General features: G+C 51.6%; 5 protein-coding genes. 1 reads left to right on the top strand and 4 read right to left on the bottom strand.

Annotation, left to right across the window (positions count from 1 at the left end; genetic code table 11):
- Nucleotides 1-400 precede the first annotated feature (400 nt).
- Both QNK41_RS08235 and arfB read right to left on the bottom strand, forming a co-directional pair.
- The gene (locus QNK41_RS08235; RefSeq protein WP_319255616.1) at nucleotides 401-766 is read right to left on the bottom strand and encodes a translation initiation factor Sui1; all 366 of its coding nucleotides are present in this window, start codon (nucleotides 764-766) and stop codon (nucleotides 401-403) included.
- Between the two features lie 31 nt (nucleotides 767-797).
- Complete coding sequence (gene arfB, locus QNK41_RS08230) at nucleotides 798-1211, bottom strand: alternative ribosome rescue aminoacyl-tRNA hydrolase ArfB (protein ID WP_319255614.1); 414 nt, start codon at nucleotides 1209-1211, stop codon at nucleotides 798-800.
- Between the two features lie 699 nt (nucleotides 1212-1910).
- On the opposite strand from arfB, the gene QNK41_RS08225 reads away from it, so the two are divergent.
- A complete protein-coding gene (locus QNK41_RS08225) occupies nucleotides 1911-2708 on the top strand; it encodes a transglutaminase domain-containing protein (protein WP_319255612.1) in 798 nt (265 codons plus the stop codon).
- Nucleotides 2709-3074: 366 nt separating this feature from the next.
- Here QNK41_RS08225 and QNK41_RS08220 read toward each other — a convergent pair whose 3' ends face one another.
- Nucleotides 3075-3491, bottom strand: coding sequence for an SDR family NAD(P)-dependent oxidoreductase (locus QNK41_RS08220; protein ID WP_319255610.1), 417 nt, complete (start codon nucleotides 3489-3491; stop codon nucleotides 3075-3077).
- 57 nt (nucleotides 3492-3548) lie between these two features.
- On the bottom strand, nucleotides 3549-4193 hold a 645-nt coding region (locus QNK41_RS08215), incomplete at its 5' end, for a CoA-transferase subunit beta (protein WP_319255608.1).

Genomic DNA, 4193 nt, shown 5'->3' with positions numbered 1-4193 from the left:
CGGGAAGATATCTGACGCCGTAGATGCGGTAAGATCGGCAATCCCAACGGGTTTTCCATTTTGAAGTCGCTAAGTGACATAACCCATACTTTTTGTAATAATTTTTTATAAAACCAAAATGGGAAACGCTCAGCTTGGGTGTAAATCAATGCATGCATCTGACAGGGTGCTTATAAGCGCCATGAACGCAGGTAAGAAGGGGCAGGATTTGGCGAATAAGCGGAGTTTATGGGTGAAAAATCCGAACCGGACCATAGCACGAAAGCGGGTCATTTAACAGCTGTTAAAAAGCGGTGTTTCCGGTATACGGAATCACTGGCCTGTCGTTTGAGCCGGAGCGGCCGTCGGGTTGTGGTAGCTGGGTGCCGACATTCTCACAGCACCGGTGCAGCGGTGACGATTATCCCCCCGACCGCCTGACCGTATACCCCATGCCTTCCAGCTCGGCCATCAACACATCCCGGTGATCCCCTTGAATTTCGATGGTGCCGGCCTTGACCGTGCCGCCGCTGCCGCATTTCTGCTTGAGTGTTTTGGCCACCTGCTTCAACGCTGCGTCATCAATGGGAATGCCGGTAATCACGGTCACGCCCTTACCTTTGCGGCCCTTGGTGGCCCTTCCGATCCTGACGATGCCGTCCCCTGCCGGCTGTGCCGGCGTTTTCCTGCAGCTGCAGCGGTCCAGCTGTTTATTACATGACGGGCAGGTTCGGCCATGCTCGGTGGAGTATACCAGACGGGCGTTCCGGCTTTCGTATCGCGCCATATCCATCCTTTCCACAGGTCTTTTTGGAGGTTCAGAAGCTAACCTTGCCACGCAGCGTCTTCTGCTTTCCCCGCCGGGTTTTGCTGTCCATGCGCCGCCGCTGGGAACCACGGGTGGGACGGGTGGATTTACGTTTCTTGACCGGCACCAGGGTGCTGCGGATCAGTTGCACCAGACGCATCAGCGCCGCGTCCCGGTTTTTCTCAAGGGTGCGATATTGTTGGGCCTTGATCACGATGACGCCACTTTTTGTGATGCGCTGGTCCCGGCAACGCAACACCTGCGCCTTGACCGATTCCGGCAGAGACGATGCACCGATGTCAAAGCGCAGATGCACCGCCGACGCCACTTTGTTCACATTCTGCCCGCCGGCTCCCTGGGCGCGAATGGCCGTCATTTCAATCTCATCGTCCGCTAGGGACAATTGGTCGGATATCGATAGCATTTGTTATCATCCGTAACAACTTCACATAAGCCCTGATTCGTCATGCCGGACCTGTCCGGAATAAAGAGAAGTCCTTATGGGATCCCCTGGACCTTGCCTTTGACTGGGTTGACAGCAAATAAAACGCTCAAGACCATCCGTCGCTGGCGCTTAACAGTAGGGGTGATCGATCTTGCTGCGGATCATATCAGAGCGGTTTCCCGGTTTGCAAGCCCGGCGGGATACAATCGGTATAAGCACCCATGCGAGAGCATCGCTACTGGCCGGCAAATTTTATGTTGATGTTCGGGAGCAACCTACGTTGTTTGCATTGTGTATGGTGTGGTCAGCATTATTTTTTTGGGAAAAATATTTCATAGTTCATAGTTCATTTGAGTGGTAACTGTATGATTGTGGTCATTGGCTTTACACATTTTTTAAAATATTACAGAGAGTTATAAAAATTTATGGCAGCGGCCTGATCTTTGCTCTCTACTAAGTGGCTATCAATTGCAGGGGCTTTCTGTCGATCCCGTTATAGCTTTTATTTGTACCAGTCATAAAATGGTAAATCTTACCGGGAAATAGAACGCCGTCGCGTGGATCACGCACATGGGAGGCTGATCGGACACGGCCATTTTGCAGCAGGCTGTTAGGGACAGGAACTCACTTACGCATACTCACAGGGTTGGCCGTCGATGTAAAAGCGGAGAAATTTAAATGTATGTAAGCGCAATAGGTTCCGCCACAGCCGGGGCGTGGATATCTTCTGTACCACGTATCAGGAATAATAAAAGAACGGAAGGTTCATGTATAAATCCGTTCTCTCCCAATGGTGCCTGCGCCAATCCGCTATTAGATCTCGTCACCTTGTCTTTAGAATCAATGCAATATACCGGTGAGGTTACCACCCCTTCGTTAATTTTTAACTCATTGTATTTCATGTATCCAAACCAATCCATCCGTGATTTTGCTTTGACTGTGGTTGGTGTGAAGGCAGCTGATAGTAATGACGAAAAAATAGGTAAGATCGCCAGGTGGGTTCAAAAACATATACAATATAAGGAAGATATCGATAATTATGGCTATGATGAATTCTGGGCACCACCGATATTTACATTAACAAAAAGGACCGGTGATTGCGAAGATGGTGCATTTTTAATCGTTAGCCTGGCTCTCAATTCAGGTGTTCCTGGAAGTCGATTAAGAATGTATGGGGGCGAGGTAAAAGTGGGTAAAGGAGCTGCAACCGGCGGACACGGATGGGTAGGATATTTGCGCGAGTCGGATGATGAGTGGATCCCTGTTGATTTTTCCTATTATCCAAATCCGAATATTTCTTCTATAAAGCCGATGTCTGAAGATGATCGGTATATTGATGATTTCTTTTTCATGAATGTGTATGAATTTGTTGAAACGCCGGGGACCAATCGCGTTCGTGATCCCGAAGGTTATGATAGTATGGCAAGAATTAAAACCCAATTGTGGATCGGCAATCTCATCAACAACTTGGTTTAACAGGGTGTTGAAAAACGTCATGAGCGTAAGCAAGACAAGGCAAAATTTGGCGAAAAAGCGGAGTTTATGTGTGATAAATGAGCATTTTGAGCCAAATTTTAACGCTGTATGGCCAAACGGAATTGTTTTTCAACATCTGTTAAGAATGATGAATTCGTAAAAAGTCGCATTTCCGACGGATTCGTAAAAAACCCGAGATCAAGGCTTGCGGGCCGCGAAAGCGAGCTTTAGCGAGCAAACAGTATATCGATCTTCATCATTACGGCGAACATTCATGTTCCATCCTGAGGAATGAGGCGTACTTACGGTACGCCGCAGTGACGAAGGATGAAGCGTAACGCAGATATCGGGTTTTTTACGAATCCGTCAAGAATAATACCCCTCACCCGGCCCCTTATAATCCTGAATCGTGTTGCCGCCGTCGATAACGATGGTCTGTCCGGTGATGTAGGTGGCTTCGTCGGAGGCGAGAAAAGCGATCAAATCGGCGACCTCCTGCGGGGTCCCGGACCGTCGCATGGGGGTGTGTCTCCCCGCCGTCTTCTCTTCTTCGGTGGATGATCCCGTCTCGATCCATCCCGGCGCAACACTGTTGACGGTGATGCCGTCACGGGTCACCTCCAAGGCCAGGCTGCGGCCCATGCAGGCGTCCCAGGCCTCGACCAGGCATCCGATAGCGTCGTCGGAGGCCACGGGCGGTACGAGCATCATGTTGTGGAATGGCGTAATGATGAACCCCCGGTTGGCCAGGTAAATGTGTCGCCCTGTTGGATAACACGCCATCGGCCCTGTCAGGAAAGGCTCGAATATGGCGGCAGGGTTCGCGGCAGGAGGGGTCGATCACCCCAGGATAAGGCGCTGGGGGTCGCACTTGTCTCTTAAAATGGATAGTTCTTCAGCAGATGGTGGCTGGATCTGGGTGGCCTGCGACGTGTCCACGGCAAAGCCCATGTTGTCGAGAACGTCTTCTTTTCTCACGCCTTGAAAACACCCTTTCAGAACCATCTGCTTGGTTTCCGGATCGAATCCCATGATGGCCATGTTGGTGATCACGCAGGAAGGCCCCCCGTCCGGCAGGCCGGCCTTTTTGCGGCCGTCAGGCCCGTCGAGCCACCCGGGACTGGTCAGGTAATCCAGTTTGGGAACGAATTTTCGCTTGGCGTGCTGCATGAAGATAATCGTCCGGCTGACAAAGGATGCCACGTCACAGGCGCCGCCGCTGCCTGAAAAGCGCACCGTGGGTTGGTGGTAATCGCCGATGACGGTGGAGTTCAGGTTGCCGTAGATGTCAATCTGGGCGGCGCCCATGATGCCCACCACTTGCCGACCGGTAAAGCGGTTCTGCATGGTGGCGAAGGCATCGGCCAGGCTGCCGTTGACCGACGTGGCGAACATCACCCGGGGATCGCCCACGGCCAGGGGGACCTCTTCCAGTTGGGAGTCGATGGCCCCGGTTTCGAAAAAGATCACGCTGTTTGGGGCACT

The organism is Desulfosarcina sp. (assembly GCF_033791525.1).
Taxonomy (GTDB): Bacteria; Desulfobacterota; Desulfobacteria; order Desulfobacterales; family Desulfosarcinaceae; genus Desulfosarcina.
This window is presented reverse-complemented; position numbering and strand designations above follow the sequence as displayed.